The sequence below is a fragment of the Cognatiluteimonas telluris genome (genome assembly GCF_011320095.1).
Lineage (GTDB): Bacteria > Pseudomonadota > Gammaproteobacteria > Xanthomonadales > Xanthomonadaceae > Cognatiluteimonas > Cognatiluteimonas telluris.
This window is the reverse complement of the sequence record NZ_JAANOY010000112.1, coordinates 1-703: the sequence shown is the minus strand read 5'-3', so window position 1 is coordinate 703 and position 703 is coordinate 1. Positions and strand designations below refer to the sequence as shown.

The window sequence follows — 703 nt, the reverse complement described above, 5'->3', positions numbered from 1 at the left end:
AGTGTTAACCTGCGAGGCCTAACAATTCATTCAAGCCGAACCCGCTTCGTTCCAGCAAAAGGCGGCACTGAAAAGCGTGCCACCTTTTGCCTCCACTACGCAGGTCGGCTTAATTCAGGTGTTAGGCGGCGGGTTGAAGTGAACAGAGATCTCGAAGAGCTAGCAGCTGCCTGGGCGACATCCCAAGAAATTGATGGCGAACGCACGGAGGCCGAGTGGGCGCCCATCTTCGTGGTTCACGACCTGCTTGGAGACGCGGAGAGACTTTGGCAGTTTGTTTTGGTAGCCGAGCCACTGTGCATCAGCGCGGCTGCTTTTGGCATGTTGGGCACTGGTCCGCTTGAGGATCTGATTCAAGATCATGGCGAAGCGTTCGTGGATAGGATTGAGCAACAGGCCAAGGAGAACCCTCGCTTTGCTCGCCTCTTTGAACACGTTTGGGTGCCTGCGGGCCGTGATCCAATTACCCTGCGTTATTTGGCGCTGGGTTGCACTGAGGTCGGCCCGCACGCCTAACAATTCATTCAAGCCGAACCCGCTTCGTGGCTGCATTGCTCCAGCGGGCTTCTCGGGCGGGTCGGCTTAATTCAGGTGTTAGCGCGCTGACCGTTTCAGACTGTTACTCGGATAAGCAACGATGATTCTCGGGCTTCGCACAGCAATTTACCCGGTGGCTGATCTGGCGGCAGCAGCGCGCTGGTAC

The 703-nt window shown here is 56.8% G+C and carries 1 protein-coding gene; it reads left to right on the top strand.

Features of this window, described 5'->3' with window-relative positions:
* The coding region (locus G7B67_RS13240; RefSeq protein ID WP_207780952.1) for a DUF6869 domain-containing protein at positions 1 to 516 on the top strand (516 nt) is incomplete at its 5' end.
* Positions 517 to 703: the final 187 nt, after the last annotated feature.